This window comes from Mycobacterium sp., assembly GCF_035314665.1.
Lineage (GTDB): Bacteria > Actinomycetota > Actinomycetes > Mycobacteriales > Mycobacteriaceae > Mycobacterium.
Genome location: NZ_DATFZD010000286.1, coordinates 1 through 25,800, shown reverse-complemented (window position 1 = coordinate 25,800; position 25,800 = coordinate 1). Strand labels below are relative to the sequence as shown.

The 25,800-nt window shown below is 65.4% G+C and carries 24 protein-coding genes, 2 tRNA genes and 1 pseudogene; 11 read left to right on the top strand and 16 right to left on the bottom strand.

The features are described 5' to 3' along the window. The coding region (locus VKI00_RS20335; RefSeq protein ID WP_324440594.1) for a peptidylprolyl isomerase at nucleotides 1-136 on the bottom strand (136 nt) is incomplete at its 3' end. A gap of 107 nt (nucleotides 137-243) precedes the next feature. Here VKI00_RS20335 and cwsA point away from each other — a divergent pair. Both cwsA and VKI00_RS20325 read left to right on the top strand, forming a co-directional pair. Beyond that, a complete protein-coding gene (cwsA, locus tag VKI00_RS20330) occupies nucleotides 244-669 on the top strand; it encodes a cell wall synthesis protein CwsA (protein ID WP_324440586.1) in 426 nt (141 codons plus the stop codon). A gap of 43 nt (nucleotides 670-712) precedes the next feature. Next, nucleotides 713-1,492: a DUF732 domain-containing protein gene (locus VKI00_RS20325; RefSeq protein ID WP_324440584.1), complete on the top strand. Its 780-nt coding sequence runs from the start codon at nucleotides 713-715 to the stop codon at nucleotides 1,490-1,492. Nucleotides 1,493-1,517: 25 nt separating this feature from the next. On the opposite strand, the gene VKI00_RS20320 is transcribed toward VKI00_RS20325, so the two are convergent. The 9 genes from VKI00_RS20320 to dnaA form a co-directional block, all read right to left on the bottom strand. Next, nucleotides 1,518-1,590: transfer RNA gene (locus VKI00_RS20320), tRNA-Ala, on the bottom strand. 139 nt (nucleotides 1,591-1,729) lie between these two features. Beyond that, a tRNA-Ile gene (locus tag VKI00_RS20315) sits at nucleotides 1,730-1,803 on the bottom strand. 58 nt (nucleotides 1,804-1,861) lie between these two features. Then, the gene (locus tag VKI00_RS20310) at nucleotides 1,862-2,653 is read right to left on the bottom strand and encodes a DUF3566 domain-containing protein (protein WP_324440582.1); all 792 of its coding nucleotides are present in this window, start codon (nucleotides 2,651-2,653) and stop codon (nucleotides 1,862-1,864) included. A 49-nt stretch (nucleotides 2,654-2,702) separates the two neighbouring features. Next, nucleotides 2,703-6,482 carry an intein-containing DNA gyrase subunit A gene (gene gyrA, locus VKI00_RS20305; protein WP_324440580.1) on the bottom strand — a complete coding sequence of 1,260 codons (3,780 nt, stop codon included), beginning with the start codon at nucleotides 6,480-6,482 and terminating at the stop codon, nucleotides 2,703-2,705. Between the two features lie 55 nt (nucleotides 6,483-6,537). After that, entirely contained in the window at nucleotides 6,538-8,568 is a 2,031-nt protein-coding gene (gene gyrB, locus VKI00_RS20300; protein ID WP_324440579.1) for a DNA topoisomerase (ATP-hydrolyzing) subunit B, read from the bottom strand. Between the two features lie 220 nt (nucleotides 8,569-8,788). After that, the gene (locus tag VKI00_RS20295) at nucleotides 8,789-9,352 is read right to left on the bottom strand and encodes a DUF721 family protein (RefSeq protein WP_324440578.1); all 564 of its coding nucleotides are present in this window, start codon (nucleotides 9,350-9,352) and stop codon (nucleotides 8,789-8,791) included. Beyond that, entirely contained in the window at nucleotides 9,352-10,497 is a 1,146-nt protein-coding gene (gene recF, locus VKI00_RS20290; RefSeq protein ID WP_324440576.1) for a DNA replication/repair protein RecF, read from the bottom strand. The genes VKI00_RS20295 and recF overlap by 1 nt, the downstream gene beginning before the upstream one ends. 7 nt (nucleotides 10,498-10,504) lie before the next feature. Then, complete coding sequence (dnaN, locus tag VKI00_RS20285) at nucleotides 10,505-11,704, bottom strand: DNA polymerase III subunit beta (RefSeq protein ID WP_324440574.1); 1,200 nt, start codon at nucleotides 11,702-11,704, stop codon at nucleotides 10,505-10,507. A 521-nt stretch (nucleotides 11,705-12,225) separates the two neighbouring features. Continuing rightward, a complete protein-coding gene (gene dnaA / locus VKI00_RS20280; RefSeq protein ID WP_324440572.1) occupies nucleotides 12,226-13,728 on the bottom strand; it encodes a chromosomal replication initiator protein DnaA in 1,503 nt (500 codons plus the stop codon). Between the two features lie 574 nt (nucleotides 13,729-14,302). On the opposite strand from dnaA, the gene rpmH reads away from it, so the two are divergent. The 9 genes from rpmH (at nucleotide 14,303) to VKI00_RS20235 (ending at nucleotide 20,735) form a co-directional block, all read left to right on the top strand. Continuing rightward, nucleotides 14,303-14,446: a 50S ribosomal protein L34 gene (gene rpmH / locus VKI00_RS20275; RefSeq protein ID WP_081968348.1), complete on the top strand. Its 144-nt coding sequence runs from the start codon at nucleotides 14,303-14,305 to the stop codon at nucleotides 14,444-14,446. 22 nt (nucleotides 14,447-14,468) lie between these two features. Continuing rightward, nucleotides 14,469-14,825, top strand: coding sequence for a ribonuclease P protein component (gene rnpA, locus VKI00_RS20270; RefSeq protein ID WP_324440567.1), 357 nt, complete (start codon nucleotides 14,469-14,471; stop codon nucleotides 14,823-14,825). Beyond that, a complete protein-coding gene (gene yidD, locus VKI00_RS20265; protein ID WP_414687248.1) occupies nucleotides 14,822-15,145 on the top strand; it encodes a membrane protein insertion efficiency factor YidD in 324 nt (107 codons plus the stop codon). Before rnpA ends, yidD begins: the two co-directional genes overlap by 4 nt. Before the next feature lie 53 nt (nucleotides 15,146-15,198). Next, complete coding sequence (gene yidC / locus VKI00_RS20260; protein WP_324440590.1) at nucleotides 15,199-16,212, top strand: membrane protein insertase YidC; 1,014 nt, start codon at nucleotides 15,199-15,201, stop codon at nucleotides 16,210-16,212. A gap of 116 nt (nucleotides 16,213-16,328) precedes the next feature. Beyond that, a complete protein-coding gene (locus tag VKI00_RS20255) occupies nucleotides 16,329-16,940 on the top strand; it encodes a protein jag (RefSeq protein WP_324440565.1) in 612 nt (203 codons plus the stop codon). A gap of 60 nt (nucleotides 16,941-17,000) precedes the next feature. Next, nucleotides 17,001-17,732, top strand: coding sequence for a 16S rRNA (guanine(527)-N(7))-methyltransferase RsmG (rsmG, locus tag VKI00_RS20250; RefSeq protein ID WP_324440563.1), 732 nt, complete (start codon nucleotides 17,001-17,003; stop codon nucleotides 17,730-17,732). After that, nucleotides 17,729-18,703: a ParA family protein gene (locus VKI00_RS20245; protein ID WP_324440560.1), complete on the top strand. Its 975-nt coding sequence runs from the start codon at nucleotides 17,729-17,731 to the stop codon at nucleotides 18,701-18,703. Before rsmG ends, VKI00_RS20245 begins: the two co-directional genes overlap by 4 nt. Continuing rightward, nucleotides 18,684-19,673, top strand: a complete 990-nt coding sequence (locus VKI00_RS20240) for a ParB/RepB/Spo0J family partition protein (RefSeq protein WP_324440558.1) — start codon at nucleotides 18,684-18,686, stop codon at nucleotides 19,671-19,673. Before VKI00_RS20245 ends, VKI00_RS20240 begins: the two co-directional genes overlap by 20 nt. Nucleotides 19,674-19,991: 318 nt before the next feature. Further along, nucleotides 19,992-20,735, top strand: a complete 744-nt coding sequence (locus VKI00_RS20235) for an acetyltransferase (protein ID WP_324440556.1) — start codon at nucleotides 19,992-19,994, stop codon at nucleotides 20,733-20,735. On the opposite strand, the gene VKI00_RS20230 is transcribed toward VKI00_RS20235, so the two are convergent. The 6 genes and pseudogenes from VKI00_RS20230 to VKI00_RS20205 form a co-directional block, all read right to left on the bottom strand. After that, nucleotides 20,722-21,939 (bottom strand): N-acetylmuramoyl-L-alanine amidase, encoded by a 1,218-nt coding sequence (locus VKI00_RS20230; protein ID WP_324440554.1) that lies wholly within the window; start codon nucleotides 21,937-21,939, stop codon nucleotides 20,722-20,724. The genes VKI00_RS20235 and VKI00_RS20230 overlap by 14 nt on opposite strands. 122 nt (nucleotides 21,940-22,061) lie before the next feature. Beyond that, nucleotides 22,062-22,400 (bottom strand): thioredoxin, encoded by a 339-nt coding sequence (trxA, locus tag VKI00_RS20225; RefSeq protein ID WP_324440552.1) that lies wholly within the window; start codon nucleotides 22,398-22,400, stop codon nucleotides 22,062-22,064. 13 nt (nucleotides 22,401-22,413) lie between these two features. Continuing rightward, nucleotides 22,414-23,409, bottom strand: coding sequence for a thioredoxin-disulfide reductase (gene trxB, locus VKI00_RS20220; RefSeq protein WP_324440550.1), 996 nt, complete (start codon nucleotides 23,407-23,409; stop codon nucleotides 22,414-22,416). 84 nt (nucleotides 23,410-23,493) lie between these two features. Continuing rightward, nucleotides 23,494-24,255 carry a hypothetical protein gene (locus VKI00_RS20215; protein WP_324440548.1) on the bottom strand — a complete coding sequence of 254 codons (762 nt, stop codon included), beginning with the start codon at nucleotides 24,253-24,255 and terminating at the stop codon, nucleotides 23,494-23,496. 52 nt (nucleotides 24,256-24,307) lie between these two features. After that, on the bottom strand, nucleotides 24,308-24,889 hold the full coding sequence (sigM, locus tag VKI00_RS20210) for an RNA polymerase sigma factor SigM (RefSeq protein WP_414687249.1): 582 nt from the start codon (nucleotides 24,887-24,889) through the stop codon (nucleotides 24,308-24,310). Between the two features lie 61 nt (nucleotides 24,890-24,950). Next, nucleotides 24,951-25,800 (bottom strand): annotated as a pseudogene (locus VKI00_RS20205) (murein biosynthesis protein MurJ); the annotation flags it as partial.

Genomic DNA, 25,800 nt, shown 5'->3' with positions numbered 1-25,800 from the left:
CCAGGCCGACGAAGTTGGCGACGGTCTTGGGAGCGTGGTTTCCGAACAGCGCGATCTTGATGTCGCCGCGGTTGGTGTGCAGTGTGGCAGTGGCAGTCTGAATCGGGCTGGTAGTCACGGCATCACAGTCTGCCATCACGTGCCGACCCGCCCGGCATCCGGTGCCCCTCATCGGACTATCGGTCGTTACAGTCTGGAAGGATCGGATCACGGTCTAGCGAAGGCGGCCGGGAAAGGCGAGACATGGGCGCGAAAAACGACACCCGGCTGACCCCCCAGCAGCGACTGTCCCGCGGCCTGACGTACACGGCGGTCGGGCCGGTGGACGTCACCCGCGGCATCGTCGGGCTGGGCGCTCACTCGGCGCAGGCCGGCGCGTCCAGTCTGCGTCGCCGTTATCGGGAAGGCCGGCTGGCCCGGGACTTGCAGACCGCCCAAGAGACGCTTGCCCAAGAGCTCGCCGCCGCGCAAGAGGTGGTCGGCGGCCTGCCGCAAGCGCTCCAGCAAGCCCGCCGATCCCACCGACGCGGCAAGCGCCCGTGGGTGATCGCGGGAGTGGCGGTGGCGCTGCTCGCCGGTGGCGCGGCGGCGTTCTCGATCGTCCGCCGATCGATGCGCCAAGAGCCGTCGTCGCTGCCGCCGAGCGTCGACGTGCAGCACCGGCCCTAGCGAAACCTGAAATCGACTGCTCACTGGGATTAGGCTGCGGCACATGCGCGATCGCGAGACGATCGACTCCGAGCTACGCCGGCTGGCGGCGTTGCGGCGGTCACTGGGCGAGCCGTCCAGCCGGCAGATCGACGCGCTTCTTGACGAGCGCCTGGGCCACCGCCCGGAGGTATCCGAAACCAAGGCGGTAGACGCGGGTAAAGCCAGCGTTGTCGTCGACACCTGGTCGCAGCGCCACAAAACCAACGGCTTGGCGCCGCAACGACGTAAGGGCGCGCGCCTCCGCTTCGGCCTGATCTCGGCGTTGCCGCTGTCGCTGGTCGCCGCTGTCGCCACACTGGTCGTGATCTTCGCAGTCTCCCACCGACACCCTGCGGCGCAGCCGGCCGAAGCCCCGCCGTCGAGTGAGCCCCCCAGCCCGGCTGCGCCGAAACCACCCGCTCCGCCGCCGAACCACACTCCGCCGCTGCAGCTCATCGACAGGGCGTTCATCGAAACGTTGAAACAAGAGGGCGTGCCAGTTCCCAGCAACGACTACCTGATGGCGCAAGGGCACGCCGTCTGCGACTTCCTCGGGCGGCAACCGGACTTTGCGGCGGCCGCGCGCTTTGTCCAGCAATCGTCGATATGGGATGCGAATCAAAGCACCCAGGTTGCTGCCGGCGCCGTCATCTCGTACTGCCCGCAGTACCAGCCTGCGACCGTGCAACCTGCCGTCCCCGACCAGCTGGAGCAGACCTTCCAGAAGGCTCAGTCTGATCTGCAAGCCATCGAGGGTGCTTTGCAAGGTATCCGAGATGCGTTGCCAGACGGCCCGCCATGACGGGCGGCGTGCACTTTTGCAACTGTGGAGCCTAGGGGATTCGAACCCCTGACTTCTGCCTTGCAAAGGCAGCGCTCTACCAACTGAGCTAAGGCCCCGCACTCCGACCGTCGGTCTTGTCGGCGGCCACGTGCCAGACCTCGACGCCTCGTCGAGACCGGATGACCAACGCCAGCACAGCGATCGCCGCCAGCGGTAACACCAGTCTCACAAAACGTCTTGGCAAACACATGGTTGTGGGCCTAGGAGGACTCGAACCTCCGACCTCTTCGTTATCAGCGAAGCGCTCTAACCGCCTGAGCTATAGGCCCGTACACGCGTACGGCCGAGCGACGAGATTACCCCACCGCAGCGCCCGCACCCAAACCACTAATCCCGGTCTGCGAGCGTCACCTCGACGCCGCCGATCAGGTCGGTCGTCAGGTTGTAGATAAACGCGCCGATCGTCGCCATCGCGCTGAGCAATACGATGTTCACCAAGCCGATCAGCACGGCGCCACCAAAGATGGTGCCGCTGGATACCAGCTCGGCGCTGCTGCCGCCGCTGTTGTTGAGCAGATCCCCGACGTTGCTGTTGAGCTTGCTCCACACGCCCATCCCGCCGAGCACCAGATACAGGAACGCCACGGCGATCATCCAGACGAAAAACAACGCCACCGACAGCACCAACGACACCTTCAGCGTGCTCCACGGATCGACCCGACGGATCTGCATGCTGGCGCGCACCGGGCCTTGGGCGCGACCGGACACCTGGATGGGACGTTCCGTTCGCACCGGCGTCGTCGACGTCTCCGGTGCTTGGTCGGCGGCCGGTTTGCGCTGCCCGGCGCGGGGGATCGGACCGGACAGATCGGGTAGTTCGCTGGTGTACGCCTCGTCGTGTCGGGCGTCGGCGTCGGGCGACGGGGTCTTGGCCCCGCCCGGCGCCGCGGTGCCCGAGATGAAGCGACTCAACCGGGCCTCGGCATTGGGGCTACCGGAGGTGCGGCTGGTCGGCCGCGGTTTCGGCGCATCCGACGACGGGCGCGGCGGTCCTTGCGAGGCTCGAGCGCCGCCTTGCGGCCGTGGGGCGCCTTCCACGCCACCGCCTCGGTCGACCGAACCATTCCCGTTCGGGCTCTCGCCCGGTCCGGGATGTCCCGGCTCGTTCGGTGAAGTCACCCCACGGCTCCTAACTGTGCATCCGGCCGCCGGGGCGGTCGGCGATCGCTCACGCGTCGGGCGCGCTACCCGAATCGTCGTCGGTCACGGCGCCTTCTTCAGCTTCCTCGGCGTTGCGTGCGATGGCTAATAGTGTGTCGCCCTCGCCCAAGTTCATCAACCGAACACCTTTGGTCTGACGTCCGGCCTTCCGGACCTGTCTGGCCGCCGTGCGGATCACCCCGCCCCCGGAGGTGATCGCGTACACCTCGCTGTCGTCGTCGACGATCAGCGCCCCTACCAGCTTCCCACGCCGGGTGTCGTACTGGATCGTCAAGATGCCTTTCCCGCCGCGGCCCTGGGCGGTGTACTCCTCGATCGCGGTGCGCTTAGCATAGCCTCCGGACGTCGCGACCAGCAGGAATGTGCCTTCCCGGACCACATTCAGTGACAGCAGGTAGTCGTCGGCGTTGAACCGCATGCCCTGGACACCCGAGGTCGCGCGGCCCATCGGCCGTAGCGCTTCGTCGGTCGCGGAGAACCGGATCGACTGGCCGTTGGCCGAGACCAGCAGCAAATCGTCGTCGGACGAACACAGCACCGCCCCGACCAGTTCGTCGCCGTCGCGCAGGTTGATCGCCACGATCCCCCCCGACCGGTTGGAGTCGAAGTCGGTGAGCGCGGTCTTTTTGACCAGCCCGTTGCGGGTGGCCAGCACCAGGTACGGGGCGTCCTCGTAGCTCTTGATCTGGATCACCTGAGCGATCCGCTCCTCGGGTTGGAACGCCAGCAGGTTGGCGACGTGTTGTCCGCGCGCAATCCGGGAGGCTTCCGGCAAGTCGTAGGCCTTGGCCCGGTACACCCGGCCCTGGGTGGTGAAGAACAGGATCCAGTCGTGCGTGGAGCACACAAAGAAGTGCCGCACGATGTCGTCCTGCTTCAGCCCGGCGCCCTGGACTCCCTTGCCGCCGCGCTTCTGGCTGCGGTACAGGTCGGTTTTCGTGCGTTTGGCGTACCCGGTTTCGGTGATGGTGACGACGACGTCTTCGCGAGCGATCAGATCCTCGTCGTTGACATCGCCGTCCGAGGCGATGATCCGGGTGCGACGGTCGTCGCCGTGCTTGTCGACGATCTCACCGAGCTCGCTGCGCACGATGCCGCGCTGCCGTTCCGGCTTGGCCAAAATATCTTCCAGATCAGCGATCTCGGCTTCGATCTTGGCGAGGTCGTCGACGATGCGCTGGCGCTCCAACGCCGCGAGGCGGCGCAGCTGCATGTCCAGGATCGCCTGGGCTTGAATGTCGTCGATGTCGAGCAGTTCGATCAGGCCGGCGCGCGCGATATCCACCGTCTCCGACGCCCGGATCAGGGCGATCACCTCATCGAGCGCGTCGAGCGCCTTGACCAGACCGCGCAGGATGTGGGCCCGTTCGTTGGCCTTGCGCAGCCGGTATGTGGTCCGGCGGATAATCACGTCGAGCTGGTGCTCGACGTAGTGCCGGATCATCTGATCCAGCCGCAGCGTGCGCGGCACACCGTCGACGATCGACAGCATGTTGGCGCCGAAGCTGGTCTGCAGCTGGGTGTGCTTGTACAGGTTGTTCAGCACGACTTTCGCGACCGCATCGCGCTTGATCTCCACGACGATCCGCAGGCCGACCCGGTCGCTGCTCTGGTCCTCGATGTTGGAGATGCCGGCCAGCTTGCCGTCACGGACCTGCTCGGCGATCGAGGTGATGAAGTTGTCGTGGTTGACCTGATACGGCAGCTCGGTGATCACCAGCGACGTGCGACCTCGCGAATCTTCTTCCACCTCAACGACTCCGCGCATCCGGATGGATCCACGGCCGGTCGTATAGGCGTCGTGGATGCCCTGCGATCCGACGATCAGGCCGTGGGTCGGGAAGTCGGGCCCCTTGACCCGCTCGCAGACCGCAGTGAGGGTGGCCTCTTCGTCGGCCTCGTGATTGTCCAGGCACCAGTAGACGGCTTCGGCGAGCTCACGCAGGTTGTGCGGCGGGATGTTGGTCGCCATTCCGACCGCGATGCCGCCGGAGCCGTTGGCGAGCAGGTTGGGGAACCGGCTCGGCAACACCGTCGGCTCTTGCACCCGACCGTCATAGTTGGCGATGAAATCGACTGTCTCCTCGTCGATTTCGCGCAGCATCTCCATTGCCAACGGGGTCAGTCGCGCCTCGGTGTTGTGGCTAACGAACCCATTGGTGACGAACGCATGGTCTTCGGTGTCGACGCGCAGGCTGTACACCGGTTGCACACCGGCATTGGTCACGGATGCCACTCGCGCGTAACAGAACCGGCCGTCAGTCAGATCGGTGGCGATGCTCCGGACATCTGGGTCGGCGATGTGTGACAAGATCTCCGCGCCACGGGTCCGCCAGCGTTGGATGCGGTCGACGTTGTGCCGGTTGAGCCAGTCGCGGTCGGCCCACGAGCCACCGGCATGCTTTCGGATAAAAGCCGCCAGTCCGGGAACGTGGTCCGAATCCATGCCGGCGCACGTTGGCATGGATGACAGGATTCCGAGTAACTTCTCCTGCTTAGCGCCTCCGAAGCCGACTTGGCTTGCAAAGAGTTCGGCCTGGGCACGGTTGGTGATGACCACCTTGTGCTCGCCAACGGCATGCCGATACCGCTTGGACACGACCCCGAACTCAAGAAGCATTTGTTGCACGTGCTCCGCGAGCCGCGCACTACGGGTCGAGTAGGAAACCTGAATTGAATTGCGCGGCAGAGCGGAGCACGAGCCGTCACCCTCAAATAGCGCCTGCAGAAATGCGCGCTTGACGGCTGCCGGCGATTGCCAGAGCCACTCCGGCACGACCTTGTGTTCAGACCGCCGGCCGGTGAGCTCACCCAGCCGACTGCGCTTGAGCGCCGTCAGATTATGAACATCCAGCTCGTGCAACATCGAACCAGAGGCGATTTGCCGACACACTACGTAGCGCTGCCCGCCAACGACCGCGTCATACGCCGCGACTACCGTTGCGAAATAATCGCGATCGAGATTATTGAATCCCGCGCGTTTGTCCGAGACAAACCCCTCGCTGATGAACGCTCCCAGAAGAAGGGCTTCCATCGTCGGCCGCCAGTCGGCCGGACCAACTTCTACCGGTGGAGTCCGCTGCAGCACGACGTAGTCTTCCGGACGGATCTCTTCGATCAGCTTCCACAGGAGCGTCGGCACGCCACCGACATCGACCAGGCACAGCAGCGGGTGGTTTGCGGTGCCGGTGACTTCGTAGCCCTCGGCGGTGCGCACAGTGTAGGTCAGGTGATCGCCCGAGTGAAACAGGCGATCGGCCACAACTGGGTTGCCGTACCGGTCGAGAACCTTTAACTCGACAGCGTTATCGGAGTCGGGTCGAGCGCCGGCAACCACGTCGCCGATCCGCACCGACTGCCCAAAGGGCAACCGCACCAACGCATCTCCGGAGACACAGTACCGCATCGCCGCCGGTGGGTCGTTGCCCGGTGAGCCGAAGTTGCCCTGCCCGTCGACTAGTGGATAACGCAGCGACCACGGCTGCGCCATCCGCACCAGGGTGTCGTAGATCGACGCATCACCATGCGGGTGATAGTTGCCCATCGTCTCGGCGACCGACCGAGCCGACTTCGCGTGGCTGCGGTCCGGGCGGAACCCGGAGTCGAACATCGCGTAGAGCACCCGGCGGTGCACCGGCTTGAGACCGTCGCGCACCTCCGGCAATGCGCGGCCCACGATCACGCTCATCGCGTAGTCGATGTAGCTGCGCTGCATCTCCTGCTGGATGTCGACCGGTTCGATCCGGTCGGCGGCATCACCGCCGGGCGGCAGCGTGGTGTCTGTCATCTAGTCCTCGTCTGAGATTTGGATGGGGGAGATGCTCGAGAGTCGGCCCGCGTCGCTAAACATCCAGGAAGCGGACATCCTTGGCGTTGCGGGTGATGAAGCTGCGGCGTGCATCGACGTCCTCGCCCATCAGGATGGAGAACAGCTCGTCGGCCGCGGCGGCGTCGTCGAGGGTGACTTGACGCAGCACCCGAACCGAGGGATCCATCGTGGTTTCCCACAGCTCCTTGGCGTCCATTTCTCCCAGCCCCTTGTAGCGCTGGATGCCGTCGTCGACGTTAATCTTCTTGCCGGCCTTCTTACCCGCCTCCAGCAGGCCGTCGCGTTCCCGGTCGGAGTAGGCGAACTCGGGCTCGCTGCGCTGCCACTTCAACTTGTACAGCGGCGGCTGCGCCAAGAACACGTGGCCGTTCTCGATCAGCGGGCGCATGAACCGGAACAGCAGCGTTAACAGCAGCGTCGAGATGTGCTGGCCGTCGACGTCGGCGTCGGCCATCAGCACGATCTTGTGATAGCGCAGCTTGGTGATGTCGAACTCGTCGTGGATGCCGGTGCCCAGCGCGGTGATGATCGCCTGAACTTCGGTGTTTTTCAGCACCCGGTCGATGCGAGCCTTCTCGACGTTGATGATCTTGCCCCGCAGCGGAAGGATCGCCTGGAACATCGAGTCGCGGCCGCTTTTGGCCGAGCCGCCCGCCGAATCACCTTCCACCACATACAGTTCCGATTTACGCGGATCGGTGGAGCGGCAGTCCGCCAGCTTGCCCGGTAGCCCGCCCAGATCGGTAGCGCTCTTGCGGCGCACCAATTCTCGGGCTTTTCGGGCCGCGATACGGGCTTGCGCCGACGACACCGCCTTGTTCACCACGGTCTTGGCATCCGCCGGGTTGGCTTCAAACCAGTGGGTCAGCTGCTCGTTGCAGACCTTCTGCACGAACGACTTGACTTCGGTGTTGCCCAGCTTGGTCTTGGTCTGGCCCTCGAACTGCGGTTCGCTGACCTTGACCGAGATCACCGCCGCCAAACCCTCACGGATGTCGTCGCCGGTGAGGTTGGGATCCTTGTCTTTCAGCAGCTTCTTGTCTTTGGCGTACTTATTCACCACCGACGTCAACGCGGCGCGGAAACCCTCTTCGTGGGTACCACCCTCGTGGGTGTTGATGGTGTTGGCGAAGGTGTGCACCGACTCGGAATAGCCGGCGTTCCACTGCATCGCTATTTCGACCTCGTGACCGGGACCCTTGCCGGAGAAATCGACGATGCTGCTGTGGATCGGGTTCTTGGTGCGGTTGATGTGCTTGACGAAGTCGACCAGCCCGCCGGCGTAGTGGAACGTGCGGTGTTTGACTTTCTGCGGTTTGTTACGTTCTTCGGCCTTCTCTTCGGCCGACTTCGGCGCCTCGGCAGTGTCGCTGACGACCTCGTCGACCACTTCCTCGGCGGCGACCCGCTCGTCGACCAAGTCGATGGTCAAGCCTTTGTTGAGGAAGGCCATCTCCTGCAAGCGGCGGGCCACCGTCTCGAAGTCATATTCGGTGGTCTCGAAGATGTCCGGATCGGCCCAAAACCGCACCGTGGTCCCGGTCTTCTTGGTCTTCTCACCCTGCTTCAGGGTGCCGGGCACCGACCGGTCGTAGTACTGCGACCACTCATAGCCGTCGCGCGAAATCTCCACCTCGAGGCGGGTGGACAACGCGTTGACCACCGAAACGCCCACCCCGTGCAAACCACCCGAGACCGCGTACGCGCCGTCGTCGCCGCCGAACTTGCCTCCGGCGTGCAACTGCGTCATCACGACGTCGACGGTGGGAAGGCCGGTGGCGTGCATCGCCACCGGGATGCCGCGGCCATCATCGGTGACCTGGACGCTGCCATCGTCCAGGATCTTGACATCGACCTTGCTGGCATAACCGGCCATCGCCTCGTCCACAGCGTTATCGACGACCTCCCAGACCAGGTGGTGCAGGCCGCGCTCGCCGGTCGACCCGATATACATGCCAGGTCTTTTACGAACGGCCTCCAACCCTTCAAGAACCTGGATATCCCCGGCGTCGTATGAGTTGCGGGCCTTCTTCTGGGCAGCCACGGTCGGAAAGCTCTCCTTGGGGTTGCGCGCGGGTAGTCTCCGAGACTGTGCGCTGGTTCTCCGCCAGTCTACCTATAACAAGCGGTAGCACCGATTCTGCGAGGGTGTTTCTACACAGCTATCTTCGCCGTGTGCGGAATTTTTCGCTCTAGGCTGCGTCCTGACGCCTGACAAGCCAAGTTGTGCCCTTCTGACGGCCCTCAGCGGATCGTTGGATCGCTCAGCCATAGGTGTCACGAGGCCCTCGTCCAGCGATGTGCAGCGGCCCCTTACGCCACGACGGCGCGACCGGACCGGTGATTTTCAGCGCGGTCACCACGCCGTCGCCGACCGAGGCGGCGATCTTGGCCAACACTTGAGCCTGGATGATCCGCAGTTGCGTCGCCCAGGCTGTCGACTCCGCGGAGACGTTCAACACCCCGTCGCGCAGCGCGGTCGGGGTCGCGTGCTCGGCGATGTGTTGACCAACCACCGCCGGCCACTGGCCGAACACCGCTCCCTCCGCGACCCGCGACGACCAGCCGCGCTTTTTCGCGACGTCGCGCGCGACACTGCCCAGCCGTTGCGGATCACGGCCGTCGGGCCCCGGCCCAGACCAGCGGCGTCGGCTACTGGCGCCGGCGACGCGGCGGGTGGGCGGCAGCCGCCGACCCCGCCCGACGTCTTTGCCTTGGGTACGAGCGGCGCCGCGCGCCTCTTCCAGTGCGCGCCGCACCAGATCCATTCCGGGCAACGCGCTCAGTCGCTCCGGCGGTCCGCAGTCAGGTGCTTCGTCCGGATCCATCAGGTCTGCACCTCCGAGACCGGTCCACTGTCATCGTCGCGCAGCGCGATCGTCACCCGCTTGGCATCCCAGTCACGGGGGATGTCGTCGAGGACCGCCGCGGTCACTAATACCTGCTCTGCCGAAGCCGCGGCCGCGGCCAGTGCCTCGCGGCGGGCGGTGTCGAGCTCGGCGAACACGTCGTCGAGCAATAACACCGGGTCGCCGCCCTCGGCGCGCAACAGCTCATAGGCGGCAAGCCGCAGCGCCAAAGCCATCGACCACGATTCACCATGGCTGGCAAAGCCTTTCGCGAGTTGCTCACCCAGACGTAACTCAAGATCGTCGCGGTGGGGACCCACCAGGCAGACACCGCGCTCCAGTTCGGCGTCCCGGCGCCGTGCCATCTGTTCCAGCAGCGTCGCCCGCAGCAGGTCGACGTCGCTGCCATCGGGCTCGATGTCGATGCTGGCGCGGTAACTGATCGCCGCCGACCGCGATCCCGGCGCCAACAGCTGATAGCTCTTCTGGACTTCGGGTGCCAACTCGTTGACCAGATCGATCCGGGCCGCCATCAACTCGGCTCCGTGGTCAGCCAAATGCCCGTCCCAGACATCGAGCGTGTCCAGGGAACCGTGGTCACCGCGAAACCGCGCGCCGGACGCGGACTTCAGCAATGCGGTGCGCTGGCGCAGAACTTTTTCATAGTCGGCCCGCACGGCAGCGACTCGCGGTCGGCGCACCGCGGCCAGATCGTCGAGGTAGCGGCGTCGATCGCCCGGATCGCCCCGGACCAGGGCCAGGTCCTCCGGCGCGAACAACACCGCGCGGAGCACACCTAGCACTTCGCGCGGGCTTCGCACCGGCGACCGATTCAACCGGGCTTTGTTGGCACGGCCGGCGGCGATCTCCAGGTCGACGGCACACTCGCGACCGTCGTTCACCACGATCGTCGACACCACCGCCCGCGGGGCGCCAACCCGGACCAGCGGTGCGTCCGTCGCGACCCGATGCGAACCCAAAGTCGACGAATACCACAGCGCCTCAACAAGATTCGTCTTACCAAACCCATTGGGCGCGACGAACACCGTCCGGCCCGGCGTGAGCTCAAGCTCGGCGTGTGCCCACGACCGGAAATCCCGCAAGCCCAGATGACGGACGTACACCTGACCGCTAACCAGGAAGACGGACCGGCATCAACAGATAGACGTAGTCGGTCGAAACCGCCGGAAAAGGTCCGGCATCGGTGGGTTGTGGATCGTCGTCGCTGGCCGGCCGCAGCACGGCAGGCCGACTCGGCGTGGTGAAGCCGAACGACACCCGCTCAGAGTGCAATGACCCCAGGCCGTCGGTCAGGTATGTCGGGTTGAAGGCGATGGTCAGCGCTTCGCCCGCGAAGTCGACCGCCACGTCTTCTTCGGCCCGGCCGACATCGTCGGCGCCGGCCGACAGTCGCAGCACGTCGCCGGAGAATTCCATCCGGACCTGCGCGCCTCGGTCGGCGACCAGCGCGACTCGCTTGATCGCTTCGGTCAATTCGGCCACACCCATGCTGGCCACCGCGGTGTGCTCGGTCGGCAACAGCTGGCGGAACTTGGGGAACTCCGCATCCAGCAACCGGGTCGTGCTGCGCTTCCCGTTCCCACTGATGCCGAGCAACCCGTCTTTGCCCACCGTGGACCCGGATCCCAACGACAAATGCACTTCGGCACCGTCGGTTCCGGTCTTGGCTGCCTCGGCCAGTGTCTTGGCCGGCACCAGCACAGCCGCCTCGACATCGGGTCCGGCCGCCGACCATGTCAGCTCGCGAACCGCCAACCGGAACCGGTCGGTAGCAGCCAACACCACCGCCTGACCGGAAATCTCCACCCTGATGCCGGTCAGCATCGGCAGCGTGTCGTCGCGGCCGGCGGCGACGGCGACCTGACTGATCGCTTCGGCGAACACATCGGCCGACAACGCACCGGTCTCGTCGGGCAACGCGGGCAGCGTGGGGTAGTCCTCGACGGCCATCGTCGGCAACGAAAACCTCGCACTTCCGCACGTCAACGAAACCCTGGTGCCTTCCACGTGAACGTCGACGGGCTTGTCCGGCAACGCCCGGGTGATATCGGACAACAGCCGACCGGACACCAAAACCGTTCCAGGAGAGGCAATTTCGGCTGCCAAACGTACTTCAGCGGACACCTCGTAGTCGAATCCGCAGATCGTCAAGCCGGCGTCCGATCCGGTCAGCAGCACACCGGCCAGCACGGGCACCGTCGGCCTGGTGGGCAGCGTACGCGCCACCCAAGCCACCGCATCAGCGAAGTCATCGCGCACCAAGCGAAACTTCAAGTCGGTCACACCGACTGTGGTCGTCGCCACGTCCATTGCGTCCCTTCATCACCCCGAACAACAAGGCTAAACTTCAGCGGCTCCAGCCCCCGGTGGAGTGCGATTTTCCCGCTGACGGACGCCCGTGCCCGTAACCGGCTTCGACGACCGAACCGGCAGTCGAACCACAACCGTAGAGCCTTGAGCGCCATCTTGAAAGCTAATCGAAATCAATGACACTCAAGGTGTTCCTGCCCTGACGGGAGGGCGTGGAACGGCCCGTCCCCAAGTGTCTTTTAGGAAGAAGAAACTATGGAGAGATACCAGTAACAGTATTAAGGCCTGTGCACGTTGGGGACAGCATGGCGTCTGTGCTGCTGAACCTGGCGGGGCTGCTGTGGATGACGAGTGGATGGCTGGGTGGTTTGTGTGTAGTGGTTGGGGACTGCCGGTGGTTGTGCACGCAGCGCCGAGCGCCGGGGGAGAGCACACGCAGGTTGCCCACAGGAATATCCACAAGTGAGCGTGTGACTGGTGGGTTGGCAGTGCCCAAAGTTTTTTTTGATTCGAGCCGGCGTTCAGCGCTTTGAGCGCTGTCGGATCCGGGTGGTGAGTTCCTTGACGTGATCGAAGACTTCACGTCGCTCGGCCATCTCCGAAAGGATCTTCTTCTGTGCGTACATGACTGTGGTGTGGTCGCGGCCGAATGCCTGCCCGATTTTCGGCAGTGACAGGTCGGTGAGTTCGCGGCACAGATACATCGCGATCTGCCGAGACTGCGCCAGGGCCCGGGTCTTACCGGGACCCCGAAGTTCCTCGACGGTGGTATCGAAGTACTCCGCGGTGGCCGCCATGATGGTCGCCGCACTGATCTGCATGGTGCTGGCGTCGGCGATCAAGTCGCGCAGCACGATCTCGGCCAACGCCTTGTCGATCGGAGTCTTGTTCAGCGACGCGAATGCGGTGACCCGGATCAGCGCACCCTCGAGTTCACGGATGTTGCGTTCGATGCTGCTGGCGATCAGTTCGAGCACATCGTCGGGCACCGCGAGCCGTTCCATTTGTGCCTTCTTGCGCAAAATGGCGATACGGGTTTCCAGCTCCGGCGGCTGCACGTCGGTGATCAGTCCCCACTCGAACCGGGTCCGCAGCCGATCTTCCAAAGTGGCCAGTTGCTTGGGTGGTCGGTCGGAGGAGATGACGATCTGCTTGTTGGCGTTGTGCAACGTATTGAAAGTATGGAAGAACTCTTCCTGGATACCTTCTTTACCTTCGATGAATTGGATGTCATCGACCAGCAGCACATCAACATCGCGGTAACTGCGTTTGAAGGCGACCTTGCGGTCGTCACGCAGCGAGTTGATGAAGTCGTTGGTGAACTCTTCGGTCGAGACGTACTTGACCCGCATGCCGGGGAACAGCCGTTGTGCGTAGTTGCCGGCCGCATGCAGCAGGTGAGTCTTACCGAGACCGGACTCGCCCCAGATGAACAGTGGGTTGTAGGCCCGGGCGGGCGCCTCGGCAATCGCCAGCGCCGCGGCGTGAGCGAACCGGTTCGAGGCGCCGATCACGAAGGTGTCAAACGTGTAGCGCCGATTCAGGCTGGTACCGCCCGAGGCTTCCGGGTCGCTGTTGTGCGGCCGCTCGGTGAAATAGTTGGGCCAGTTCTGATGCGCGCTGTCGACAACCTCGAGGTCCTCCTCGACGTCGTCGGGGTCCGCCCTCCACTCTTCGGGCGGGGCGCCGGGGCTGTCATCGGATTCATCGGTGGCCAGCGCGGCGATCCGGACGCCGAGTTCGATCGGTTGGCCCAGCCGCCGGCTCAATGCCTCGGTGATCTGGGTACGCAGATGACGTTCGATCTCGTTCTGCACAAAGCTGCTCGGCACCGACAGCAGGGCAAACCCTTCGACGATCTGCAGCGGTTGGACGAGATTCAACCAAGCGCGTTGCTGGGGCGTCAGTGGTGGAACGTAGGGTTCGCCGTTGCTCGGTGAGGCGTCGGTGGAGAGCTCACCGTTGAGTTCGGAGACGACCGCGTTCCAGACGGTCGCGAAACCTGATCCGGAATCCTCGGTCAACGACGGATCCCCCTGATTTGACGTCGACGTACAACCGTTAGCTGCGACCACGACCTGTCCACATGGTTATCCACAAGTGTGGACAGGACAGCCGCCATCGCGCTGCAGTTGGCTGCCGACGGCACGCGAGATCGGCGCTCGAGAAAGCCAGCGTGGGTTACCTGGCCAGGAAGCCGATCCGCCATCCTCGCTTCGTTGTCGTGCGCCGTTCCAGTCTGAAACGGCATTGCCCGAAGCTAACAGTTTTCCCGCGGAGTGCCAACCGTTCTGCAACATTAGCCCGCGCTTTCATAGAATTGCTCGCCGGGTGCCGGTGGCGGGTGTGACGCCAGTTGAATATCAGCATGGGGCGGACAGCCGAGAAGGGCAGGTTTGACCCGGCGAACGCTGCTGCGTACCCTCGTACAGTCGCCCGAAAGTCGGCGATACGGCTGCGATCCGCGCAATATGCAGCGGGGCCCGCGCCGGTTACCAGCGAGACACAAAGCCCGCCGAGGCTGCGTGAGGGCAATCGTGTTCCACCGGCATACGCGTCCGGCCGGAAGACGATGCCAGATGCAACGAGGAGAGAGTCGTGGCAAAGGGCAAGCGGACCTTCCAGCCGAACAACCGGCGCCGAGCCCGCGTGCACGGCTTCCGGCTGCGGATGCGCACCCGGGCAGGGCGGGCGATCGTGTCAAGCCGGCGCCGCAAGGGCCGCCGTTCGTTGACTGCCTGATTCCAATCCCGGTGTCACAGCGGTGCTTTCCGCGCGGAACCGCATGACGCGGTCGGCCGATTTCGGGGCGACGGTGAAGCACGGAGTTCGGGCCGTGCAGCCCGACCTTGTCATCTATGCGCGGCGCGGCAACGAGGCTGATGCCGAGGCGCCGAAGGTGGGACTGATCATTTCGCGGTCGGTGGGCTCGGCGGTGCAACGCCACCAACTGGCCCGGCGGTTGCGCCACGTGGCTCGCGGTCTGGTGGGTGGACTGGGACGATCGGAACAAGTGGTGATTCGCGCGCTGCCGAGCAGTCGCGACGTCGGTTCCGCCCGGTTGGAGGAAGAATTGCGGGCCGGCCTACGGCGGATCGAAACGATAGGACCGCGCCGGTGAATGACATAACGTCAACGTTGCGGCGGCAGCTGCGCGGCGCTGAGAGCGCGGTGGTCCGCGGACTGATTTTCCTGATTCAGCTGTACCGCCACATGGTGTCGCCGCTCCGACTGCCGACATGTCGGTTTACCCCGACCTGTAGCCAGTACGCGGTGGACGCGCTGGCCGAGTATGGATTGGTGCGGGGGAGTGGGCTGGCGGCCGTCCGGCTGGCCAAGTGTGGTCCGTGGCATCGGGGAGGATGGGATCCGATACCGGAGCGCCAAGCGGCCCGGGTCGAAGTCTGGGGCACCCCAGCGACGCCAGGGGAGAGTGATTGAAGTTGTTTGATCCGTTCAGCCTCGACTATTTCTATTACCCGGTCTCGGCGATCATGTGGCTCTGGTACAAGGCGTTCGCTTTTCTGCTGGGCCCGAGCAACTTCTTCGCGTGGACGTTGTCGGTGATGTTCTTGGTGTTCACGCTGCGCGCGATTTTGTATCAGCCGTTCGTCCGTCAGATTCGCACCACCCGCCAGATGCAGGAGTTGCAGCCACAGATCAAGGCGTTGCAGAAGAAGTACGGCAAGGATCGCCAGCGGATGGCGCTGGAGATGCAGAAGCTGCAGCGCGAACACGGATTCAATCCCATCCTCGGCTGCTTGCCGATGCTGGCGCAGATCCCGGTGTTCCTCGGGCTGTACCACGTGCTGCGATGCTTCAACCGGACGACCACCGGTATCGGACAGCTGGGGCTCTCACCCGAGCGCAACCGCGAGCTGGGCAACTATGTCTTCAGCGCCGCCGACGTCGGACATTTCTTGGACGCCAACCTGTTTGGTGCACCGCTGGGCGCCACCATGACACAGCGGGGAGCCAGCCTGGCGGCCTTTGCCGAATTCAGTCGGCCTGCCGTCATCGCGGTCGGCGCGCCGGTGATGATCATGGCCGGCATCGCTACCTACTTCAACAGCCGGGCGTCGATTGCGCGGCAGAGTCCGGAGGCCGCGGCCAATCCGCAGACCGCGATGATGAACAAGCTCGCGCTGTACGTCTTCCCGCTCGGGGTGGTCGTCGGTGGGCCGTTCTTGCCGTTGGCGATCATCTTCTATTGGTTCTCCAACAACATCTGGACCTTCGGCCAGCAGCACATCGTCTTCGGGAAGATCGAAAAAGAGGAAGAGGAAAAGAAGCGCGAAGCGTTGGAACGCCGGGCGGCCAACGCACCGGCGCCGGGCGCCAAACCCAAGCGGCCGGCGAAAAACGCACCGGCAGCCGGAAACGGATCGTCGGCAGCTTCCGCCGGTTCCGACGGCGATTCAGCCGCCGCGGATCCGGTAGCGCGAGAAGGCAATCAGGCCAGCCGCACCCCGCGCCCGGGAGTAAGGCCGAAGAAGCGGAAACGGTGACCGAAGGGTCGAACCGAACGGCCCACGGCGTACGCGAGGGGTAAGCGCAGCGCGCAATAGCGGGCAACAGACTTAGCCGGGCGACGGCCCGGACGACGGGAAGGATACAGACAAGCATGACGAACACCGACACAACCGCACACGACACCGACGAAGCTCTGACCGAGGCCCCGACGGAAGTGGTCGCTAGGGACGCCGATGACGCCGTGGACGCTGCGGAGGACACGGCGACGGGCGCCAGCGACACCGACGACGAGGGCGATACGGAGGAGCGATTGGTCGCCGAGGGAGAGATCGCCGGCGACTATTTGGAAGAGCTGCTCGACCTCTTGGACTTCGACGGCGACATCGATCTGGACGTCGAAGGTAGCCGCGCGGTAGTGAGCATCGACGGCAGCGACGACCTGAATAAGTTGGTCGGCCGTAAGGGCGAGGTGCTCGACGCGCTCCAGGAACTGACCCGGCTCGCGGTGCATCAGAAGACGGGGGTGCGCAGCCGGCTGATGCTCGACATCGCGAGCTGGCGCCGTCGGCGCCGCGACGAGTTGGCGGCGTTGGGCGACAAGGTTGCCAGGAGGGTACTGGAAAGTGGCGAGCGCGAAGAACTCGCGCCCATGACGCCGTTTGAGCGCAAGATCGTTCACGATGCCGTAGCCGCAGTCGACGGGGTCCGCAGCGAGAGCGAGGGCGTGGAGCCGTCGCGGCGGGTCGTCGTTCTCGTCGACTGAACCGGCATCAGAGTTACATAGTTGTAGTTCGTTGGGCTCCGCCAGGCGCGGACGGGAGGAATGTTTCACGTGAAACATGTCGTTCCCGGAAAGCTGCCGGAGGCGCCGCCAGCGCCCCCGCCGCCTGACGTAGCGCGCGCAATCTTCGGTTCGCGGCTCGAACTCGCACAACGCTATGCCGACCTGCTTGCGGGCACCGGCGTCGAATGGGGGCTGCTGGGCCCGCGCGAGATCGACCGGCTGTGGGACCGCCACCTATTGAATTGCGGTGTCGCCGCCGAGTTGTTGGAACCTGGGGAGCGGGTGGCCGACATCGGCAGCGGCGCGGGGCTGCCAGGGTTGGCACTGGCGATCGCCAAGCCGGGCCTCGACATCGTGCTCATCGAATCGATGCTCCGCCGAACCGAGTTCCTGCGAATGGCTGTCACCGACCTCGGATTGGACGTGGACGTGGTGCGTGGCCGGGCCGAGGACACGGCGGTCCGGCAGGGCATCGGTGGATGCGACGCGGTCGTGTCGCGGGCGGTGGCACCGCTGGACAAACTGACGCGGTGGAGCATGGCTCTGCTGCGGCCGGGCGGCCGGATGCTGGCGATCAAGGGGGAGCGAGCACCCGACGAACTACGCGAGTACCGGCGTGTGATGACCTCGTTGGGCGCCGCGGATGCCAGGGTGGTGGAATGTGGCGTGAAGTATCTGTCCCCGCCAACGCGGGTGGTGGTGGCGCGGCGCGACAAGCCGGTTCCGGTCCGGACTGTGAGGCGTCGACGGTCGAACAGGGAGAGCCTATGAGTGCGCCGCACGACCCGTTGGGTCCCGAGCTCGGGGCCTCTGCCGCCACCCATGTTTCACGTGAAACATCGGAATTCGATACGCCGATCGGAGCGGCCGCCGAACGCGCAATGCAGGTGCTCTCCAACTCCTATCAGCCGCTTCGCCGCCCACACCAACGCCGCCTCCTCACGATCGCCAACCAGAAGGGCGGCGTCGGCAAGACCACCACGGCGGTGAACCTGGCCGCCGCGCTCGCGATCCAGGGGCTCAAGACGCTCGTCATCGATCTGGATCCGCAGGGCAATGCGAGCACCGCGTTGGGCATCACCGAGCGCCATTCCGGCACGCCGTCGTCGTACGAGGTGCTCCTCGGCGAGATGCCGTTGCAGACCGCACTGCGTCGCAGCCCGCACAGCGAGCGGTTGTTCTGCGTGCCGGCGACCATCGACCTGGCCGGTGCCGAGATCGAATTGGTGAGCATGGTGGCGCGGGAGAATCGATTGCGCACCGCGCTCGCCGACCTCGACGAGACCGACTTCGACTACGTCTTCATCGACTGCCCGCCGTCGCTGGGCCTGCTGACCATCAACGCGTTGGTCGCTGCCCCAGAAGTGCTGATTCCGATCCAGTGCGAGTACTACGCGCTGGAGGGGGTGTCACAGTTGATGAACAACATCGAGATGGTGAAGGCGCATCTGAATCCTGGCCTGGATGTCAGCACGGTGATCCTCACCATGTACGACGGTCGGACCAAGCTCGCCGATCAGGTGGCCGACGAGGTCCGCCGCTACTTCGGGACCAAGGTCTTGCGCACCGTGATCCCGCGCAGCGTCAAGGTCTCCGAGGCGCCCGGTTACAGCATGACGATCATCGAATACGATCCCGGATCGCGCGGCGCGATGAGTTACCTCGACGCCAGCCGCGAGCTCACCGAGCGTAACGATCCAGCACCCGAGGAGGGGGACAAGCATGACCCAGCCGCTACGTAAGAAGGGGGGGCTCGGGCGGGGCCTGGCTTCGCTGATCCCCACCGGGCCGGGCGATCCCGGAGGCCCGCGGATGGGCGCCGCGGCCGCCGACGTCGTGCTGGGCGGTCCGCCGGCCACGGCTACAACAGACTCATCCGGGATCGGCGCGGTCTACCGCGAGATCGATCCGGCCCTCATCGAGCCGAACCCGCGCCAACCGCGACAGGCGTTCGACGAGGAGGCATTGGCAGAACTCGTGCATTCGATCCGCGAGTTTGGCCTCATGCAGCCGATCGTGGTCCGCGCAGTCGAGGGAGCCCACCCGTCGGCGCCCGGCGGCCAGCGCTATCAGCTCGTGATGGGGGAGCGTCGATGGCGCGCGGCCCAGGCGGCCGGCATGACCGCGATCCCGGCGATCGTCCGCGAGACCGGCGAAGACAACCTGCTGCGCGATGCATTGCTGGAGAACATCCACCGGGTGCAGTTGAACCCCTTGGAAGAGGCGGCGGCCTATCAGCAACTGCTCGACGAGTTCGGCGTCACCCACGATGAACTCGCCGCTCGCATCGGCCGGTCCCGCCCGCTGATCACCAACATGATCCGGTTGCTGCGGTTGCCGATTCCCGTTCAGCGTCGGGTCGCGGCGGGAGTGCTATCGGCCGGCCACGCCCGGGCACTGCTGTCGCTGGAGGGTGGTCCGGACGCACAAGAAACCCTGGCGGCACGGATCGTCGCCGAGGGGTTGTCGGTGCGGGCAACCGAGGAGGCCGTCACACTCGCCAATCGCAGCGACACCAACCAGCCCGCACCCCCGCGGCGCAAGCCGATCCACATGCCCGGCCTCCAGGACGTTGCTGAACAACTATCCAGCGCCTTCGATACCCGCGTCACCGTCAGCGTTGGCAAACGCAAAGGCAAGATCGTGATCGAGTTCGGGTCGGTGGACGATTTGCAACGTATCGTCGGCCTGATGAACGCGACGGAAGCCTGACCAGAGACACGAACCGATTACGTCACTGTGACAATCCGGTCAAGAAGACTGCTCCGACATGCCGCGATCAACTGAATCAGGCTGTGTACCAATTTCTTTCGTTCTCGACGCGCCGTTAGCCACACGGCGGCCAGCTCATGGCCCCCGATTAGCCGCGGCAACGGCGTTTCGGGTCGCTGAACCCGGGTCGCTCGGGTATCGCGGTCGGCCGCGCACGGGGGGTACGCTCACTTGCGGGGTGGCGGCACCACCCGGTCGCGGGAAAGCCGGGCCATCGGCTCCGGTGTCTCTCGCGCTCCACAAAGGCCCGGGAGTCTAGTGTCTGCTCGAATCACACCGCTGCGACTCGAAGCCTTCGAACAGCTTCCCAAGCACGCGCGCCGCTGCACCTTTTGGGAAGTGGACCCCGCGACGCTAGGCGACGAAGACCACTTGGCTGACCCGGAATTCGAGAAGGAAGCATGGCTGTCGATGGTCATGCTGGAGTGGGGGTCGTGCGGTCAGATGGCGACGGCGGCCCCCGCCGACGTCGGTCAGAGCGAGCCGGCTTGCCTGGGTTACGCGTTCTACGCCCCGCCCCGGGCGGTGCCCCGGGCGCACCGGTTTCCCACCGCGCCGGTGTCGGCCGACGCTGTACTGCTGACCTCGATGCGGGTGGAGCCCGGACCGGCCGCCGATGATCTGCCGTACAGCCTCGTGGCGCGGGTGGTCGATGAATTGGTCCGCCGGGGTGTTCGGGCGCTGGAGGCGTTCGGTCGCACCGAGAACGTCGGCGAGTTGCTCGACCCGCAGAACGTCGGCCCCGATGTCCGGCCGGCGCTGGAGGCGTTGGGGGACTGTTCGGTCGAGCACTGCGTGATCGACGCCGACTTCCTACGCAACGTGGGATTCGTCGTGGTGGCCCCGCATCGGTACTTCCCGCGCCTACGCCTCGAGCTGGACAAGGGTCTCGGTTGGAAGGCGGAGGTCGAAGCTGCGTTGGAGCGGCTGATGGAAACCTCGTCGCTGCAGCAGCCCGTCGGAGCGGGATCTGCGGCGGGATCGTCGGCTACGAACCGCTGAGCCGGCTGGCCTGCTCCACCGATAGCTCGTGGGCAAGGAGCTCGGCGAAAGTGAATGTGCCGGTGGGTCGGTCGTTCTTGCCGAGCAGATAAAGTCGCTTGACCGCCGCCAGGATTCCCTCGGCGATCGAGTCGCGGGTTTGCGTGGTGATCAGCAGCGTGCGATCACGCGGGTTGGTGATATAGCCGACGTCGACCTGAACCGTCGGCATCCGGGTCAGCCGCAACAGGTCCCACGTCCGACCGTGGACACGGCAGTCGCGTAAACCGGTGCGCGCGACCACTTCTCGTTGAATGAAGTCAGCAAGATTGCGGCCGATGGTGGAGACCGAACCATGCGAATTGCCGAAGTGGAAGGACGCCACGCCGTTGGCCGACGGGCTGGCCTGGGTCGCGCAGCGCAGGCTGATCATCAGATCGGCACCGACGGCGTTGGCCGTCGCGGCGCGCTCGGCGTCCGATGGGCTGCGGTTGGTCGGCCGCGACAGGAAGGTCTCCATGCCGATGGCGGTCATCCGGCCTTCGAGACGACTTGCCAAGTCCCACAACACGTCTGCTTCGCTGATCGGGCCGGCCGCACCGTGGGTGATCAGCCCGTGGTCGGCGCCGCCGCGGCCGGGGTCGATGATGATTCGCTTGCCGGACAGCTTCGGACCGGATCGACGGACCAGTTCCTCTTCACGGATGGCGTGCAACGAGCCACCGGTTACCCGCGAACTGAGAAAGTACAAGGAGCGCAATGTTTCCGGGCCGCAGATGCCGTCGGCGTAGAGCCCATACTCGCGCTGGTAGGACATCAACCCGTTGTGCGTCTGCAAGCCGAAGTATCCGTCGACCAGCCCGGTGTAGAAGCCGAGATCCTGCAATCTGTTTTGCAGCGTTGCGACGTCGTCACCGTACATCGGCGCACCGAACTGATGGTTCAGCGTGCGGGCGCCGAGCCGGTAGGACGCCTCTTTCAGTGCGCGGTACGTCGCTTCGCCGACGATGCCGTCCACCAGCAGCCCCCTGTGCTGCTGAAACGCCCGGACTGCGTGGTCGAGCTCTTCGTCGAAGACGTCGAACGCGACATGCTTTCCGGTGGTGAGGTCCTCATCGGCGTCCAGGTGCCCCAGCGCGGACAGCGCAGCCCGAATCTCGGCGACCGCTGCGCTGCGGTCACCACAGCGCAGCGCCTCGCCGGCGCCGCGTTGCGGACTCGACATTCCAAGGCCTCCGGTGAACCGGTGTAATAGCCCTGCCGCTGTTTGACAGGCTTGGCGGTATTGTCGCAGACGCTCGTCGATTTCGGGAAAACGCCAGGCAAATCGCGGCGATCTGTAGCGAACTATCCGACGTTGGGAACGTCGTCGGAAAGCTCGCGCAACAGTGCGGCCTTGCCCTTGGCGCCAACGATGCGCTTGACCGGCTGGCCGTCCTTGAACAGGATCAACGTGGGGATCGAAACCACCTGAAAGTTGCGGGCGGTCTCCGGGTTTGCGTCGACATCGAGTTTGGCGACGGTCAGCTGCCCTGCCTTTTCGGCGGCGATCTCCGCCAGCACCGGCGCCACCATCTTGCACGGTCCGCACCAGGTGGCCCAAAAGTCAACCAGCACAGGCGTATTGCTGGCCAGCACGTCGCTTTCGAACGATGCGTCAGAGACTTCTACAGGTGCGTTTGTCATCGGGGTGCTCCAATCAAAGTGTAGCTGCTGCTGGCTTTTTCGCGGATTTTGGTGCGGCCGGCTCGGACTCCGCATGGTCGGTCAACCAGCGTTCGGCATCAAGCGCCGCGCTGCAGCCCGTTCCGGCCGCGGTGACCGCCTGCCGGTAGGTGTGATCGACCAAGTCGCCAGCCGCAAACACCCCGTCGAGCGAGGTGTAAGTGGTGTTGCCCTTCACCAGCACATAGCCTTCGGCGTCCAGGTCTACGGCGCCGCGCACCAGTCCAGACCGCGGGTCGTGGCCGATTGCGACGAATACCCCGGTCACGGCGAGCGTGGACTCCTTGCCGGTGACGGTGTCCTTCAGGCGCAGGCCGGTCACCGTGCTGTCGCCGTCGACGCCGACCACGATGCTGTTGGTGATGAACTTGATCTTGTCGTTGCTGCGCGCCCGCTCGAGCATGATCTTCGATGCGCGGAACTCGTCGCGGCGATGCACAACCGTCACACTGCGGGCGAACCTGGTCAGGAAGGTGGCCTCCTCCATTGCCGAGTCCCCGCCGCCGATCACGGCGATGTCCTGATCACGGAAGAAGAAGCCGTCGCAGGTGGCGCAGGCACTCACCCCGCGGCCCAGCAGCTCCTGCTCGCCCGGCACGCCCAGGTAGCGCGCCGCGGCGCCCATCGCCAGGATGACGGTCCGCGCGTGCAGGGTCTCCCCGTCGGCGGTGGTGACCGACTTGACCGGGCCGTCCAGCGACACCGACTCGATGTCTTCCATGCGCAGGTCCGCGCCGAACCGCAGTGCCTGCCCGCGCATCTGGTCCATCAATTCGGGGCCCATGATCCCGTCGCGAAAACCGGGATAGTTCTCCACGTCGGTCGTGGTCATCAACGCCCCGCCGAAGGAGGTGCCCTCGAACACCACCGGCGCCAGTTGGGCGCGCGCCGCGTACAGCGCCGCCGTGTAGCCGGCAGGTCCGGAGCCGATGATGATCACGTTGTGAACAGTGGTGGTTGAGGAGCTCATACCAGCCTTTCGGATACTTAACCCGTTCAAAGAGCCGCTTAAATCAGTCGAACGTCAGGGTAGGCGGTGCTGTTCCCGCGAACACTACGGACGGTTCACGATCCTGTCAGCCAACAGGGCGGTGTCTACTGCACTACAGTTCGGCGCCACTGCCAGCGCTGTCACCGTGCCGGGCGTGTCGGCGGGCAGCAGCAGCAGGACGGCCGGCCGGCCGGCGATCTGCACCGGTCGGGCACCCAAAACCCGGGCGTTCGACGGATAGCCCAAGCCGGCCAGGCATGACGTTCGGCGCTGCGGGTCGGCCAACGGGCCGAAGTCCGGTTGGTTGTCGAGCAGGGCGAGGATCTGTTGGTCCGACAACGGAATCGTCGCCGGCGGACGCGACACGGTGATGTGCTCTGCGGTGGTCGGCCTGCTCGGGGTGGGTGGCGGCGCTGTGATCAGCGCCGCAGTTCCCAGCCAGGCCGCGACGGCGGCTGCGGCCAAGCCGACTAACCCCGCCAGACCCACGGTTATCCGCGCCGGGCGGGGGAGACGGCCGGGCCGGATGGCGTGCTTGGCACGCACCGGCCGCTCGGCGTGCAGCGCCGAGGCGATGCGGTCGACGACGGCGGGGGCAACGTCTGGGGCCGACGTCGCGTCGGCGCCAAGGGCCGCGATGTGGCGGCGGACCCGGTTCAGCGCGTCCATCGTCTGCCGGGCCTCCGCATCGGCGCGGACCTTCTTGCGCAGCCTGGCGGCGGTGTCGTCGTCGAGAAGGCCTGCCTGCAGGTCGGCGAGGGAGTCCACCGTCAGCGGCGGATCGGCGCCCGCTTCGTCGCGCTCACCCGGCCCACTTGCGTCCATCCGCCTCAGTGTCCGTCATCGGTAACCCGAACGCCACGCGCGGCTCGCCTGGTTATCCGGCCGGACGGTTGGGTGCGGCGTCGTTTTGCAGGTAGCCGAGGATCGCGGCAAGCCGGGCCCGCGCGCGAGCGCAGCGACTCTTCACGGTGCCTTCGGCCACCCCGAGCATCGCGGCGGTGTCGGCGACCGAATAGCCATGCATGTCGACCGCCACCACGGCGGCGCGCTGCTCGACGGGAAGCCGCATCAGCGCCCGATGCACGGCGATCGCGATCTCGACCTGCGCGGTCTGATCGGCCACCGGGTGGACGTCGTCGAGTGCGGTGGTGGGATGAGTTTTGTTGCGGCGCAACCGGTCCAGGCATGCATTGACGACAATGCGATGCAGCCAGCTGCTGACGGCGGCGTCGTGTCGAAAGGAGCCGGCGCCGCGGTGCGCCGAGGCCATCGCGTCCTGCAGGGCGTCCTCGGCATCCTCGACGCTGCGGCTGGTCAACCGGGCGACCCGGTGCAGCTGGCGGTGGTGACGGTGGAACAGCTCCTCGAAGGCGTACCGGTCGCCTGCGACATGGGCAGCCAGCAATTCGGCGTCGCTAAGTCGTTCTCGTGATTCCTGTCGAACCAGGCGCCGCAATCCCACGGCCGGACAGTAACTAATCGGTGGATAGCCGGCACTTCACCAGGCCGGGCCGATGTCAGGAGGCGGCTTGGACCGTGACCTCACCGATGTCGGTGCGGCTCTCGCCGTTGGTAGTCCCCAACGTCGAAATCCACACCAGCAGATACGATGTGGGCGCCGACGCCTTGACCGGGATGCTGTTGTGGCCCGGCTGCATCGTCACCGGCTGAGTCAGCGCGGTGGTGTCGTCCAGTTTGGCCGGTGTCGCCGTCGCCGACGAGCGGATCTGGACTTTCGTTCCGGTGCTGGTGAGGTCGAGGTTCACGGCGCCCACCACGGTGGGTTGCGGCAGCTGCAGCAGCAAGCCGACACCGCTCTTGAAGCTCGGGAACGGGACGGCGTCGTGGTAGATGTCGGTGTGCCACGCCGTCGCCGGGTTACCGTCGATCGCCAGCGCGGCCTCGCCCGGGTTGTCGGCCCCGCCGCCGGGGGAGAAGACCGTCGCGCTCACCGGGTTGACCAGACTGCCGGCCGCCGGGCCGCCGTTGGCGCTCGAACTGGACGAGGGCGAATTGAGGCCCAACCGGTCCTTGTCCAGCCCGCCGACGTCGCCGAACATCCGGCTCAGCACTGACGCCATGACCAGCAATGCCACCACCAGGATGGCGGCGCCGGCACCGATCCAGATGGTCAGGACGCGGCGACGACGGACACGGGACTGCGCCTCTTCCAGCGCGGGCGTGCGGATCCGGCCCGGCCGCCCGGGTGCCGGTTCCGGCGGCGGCTCCGGCAGCGGGGTCAACAGCTCAGTGCGGTCGGCCACCGCGGTCGCCTGCTGCAGCAGATTCAAAAGCGTTGCGGCACTGCGAATCCCGCCATCACCCTGTATCGAATGGGTGGCGGCCGCGGAAATCTGGAAGGGGATG

Bases quoted from the DNA above. Each gene is read 5' to 3' on its own strand.
- trxB (WP_324440550.1), bottom strand. From the start codon at position 23,409: ATGAGCTCCTCAACCACCACTGTTCACAACGTGATCATCATCGGCTCC.
- VKI00_RS20295 (WP_324440578.1), bottom strand. From the start codon at position 9,352: ATGGATCCGGACGAAGCACCTGACTGCGGACCGCCGGAGCGACTGAGC.
- dnaN (WP_324440574.1), bottom strand. From the start codon at position 11,704: ATGGACGTGGCGACGACCACAGTCGGTGTGACCGACTTGAAGTTTCGC.
- yidC (WP_324440590.1), top strand. From the start codon at position 15,199: ATGTGGCTCTGGTACAAGGCGTTCGCTTTTCTGCTGGGCCCGAGCAAC.
- VKI00_RS20215 (WP_324440548.1), bottom strand. From the start codon at position 24,255: ATGGACGCAAGTGGGCCGGGTGAGCGCGACGAAGCGGGCGCCGATCCG.
- VKI00_RS20240 (WP_324440558.1), top strand. From the start codon at position 18,684: ATGACCCAGCCGCTACGTAAGAAGGGGGGGCTCGGGCGGGGCCTGGCT.
- VKI00_RS20255 (WP_324440565.1), top strand. From the start codon at position 16,329: ATGACGAACACCGACACAACCGCACACGACACCGACGAAGCTCTGACC.
- cwsA (WP_324440586.1), top strand. From the start codon at position 244: ATGGGCGCGAAAAACGACACCCGGCTGACCCCCCAGCAGCGACTGTCC.
- VKI00_RS20230 (WP_324440554.1), bottom strand. From the start codon at position 21,939: ATGTCGAGTCCGCAACGCGGCGCCGGCGAGGCGCTGCGCTGTGGTGAC.
- VKI00_RS20325 (WP_324440584.1), top strand. From the start codon at position 713: ATGCGCGATCGCGAGACGATCGACTCCGAGCTACGCCGGCTGGCGGCG.
- gyrA (WP_324440580.1), bottom strand. From the start codon at position 6,482: ATGACAGACACCACGCTGCCGCCCGGCGGTGATGCCGCCGACCGGATC.
- VKI00_RS20245 (WP_324440560.1), top strand. From the start codon at position 17,729: ATGAGTGCGCCGCACGACCCGTTGGGTCCCGAGCTCGGGGCCTCTGCC.
- trxA (WP_324440552.1), bottom strand. From the start codon at position 22,400: ATGACAAACGCACCTGTAGAAGTCTCTGACGCATCGTTCGAAAGCGAC.
- rsmG (WP_324440563.1), top strand. From the start codon at position 17,001: ATGTTTCACGTGAAACATGTCGTTCCCGGAAAGCTGCCGGAGGCGCCG.